The 548-nt window shown below is 57.3% G+C and carries 1 protein-coding gene; it reads right to left on the reverse strand.

What is annotated here, in order from left to right; all coding sequences use genetic code 11:
• Nucleotides 1-78 precede the first annotated feature (78 nt).
• On the reverse strand, nucleotides 79-548 hold a 470-nt coding region (locus tag ACFSCU_RS18905), incomplete at its 5' end, for a Tn3 family transposase (RefSeq protein ID WP_377561346.1).

Raw genomic sequence — 548 nt, forward strand, 5'->3', positions numbered from 1 at the left:
GTTGGTAGATCGTTGATTTCATTGACTTTCCTGTTCACTTTCAAATCTGCGATTCGTGGCGTCAAACCGTGGTCGGTTTCATCCATTGGTGCCAGTTATCGATGCATTTGGCCGCGAAGGCAGGATTTGGTCAGCATAGCGGTCAACCGGGAAGCGAAACACACCCCGCAAGTTGATGCTCTCCAGCCTGGTGGGCGCAATCTTCCCGATCAGTTCCGGTGGAATGACCTGGCGGCGGTTCGACCAGCGATCCAGGACCGCCTGCATCTGTGAGGTATTCCACGCCATCACGATGTTGGCCATCAGGCTCAACGCATCGGCCACAGCCTGCATTTCATCGACACGTTTGGCCTGCGCCGGGCTGATCCGGCCGGTATAAATGGCGCGCTTGAGGGCGTTAACAGCCTCGCCCCGATTGAGCACCCGGCGCAACTCGTTCCTGAAAGCGTCCTTGACAAAGTAGTCAGCCAAAAACGCCGTACGCAGCAACCGCCCCAATTGCACGCCAGCCTCATAGATTGGATCGCCCTGGGCGGCAGAACCGAACC

The sequence above is a fragment of the Ottowia beijingensis genome (assembly GCF_042680925.1).
In the GTDB taxonomy this organism is placed as follows: domain Bacteria; phylum Pseudomonadota; class Gammaproteobacteria; order Burkholderiales; family Burkholderiaceae_C; genus Ottowia; species Ottowia beijingensis.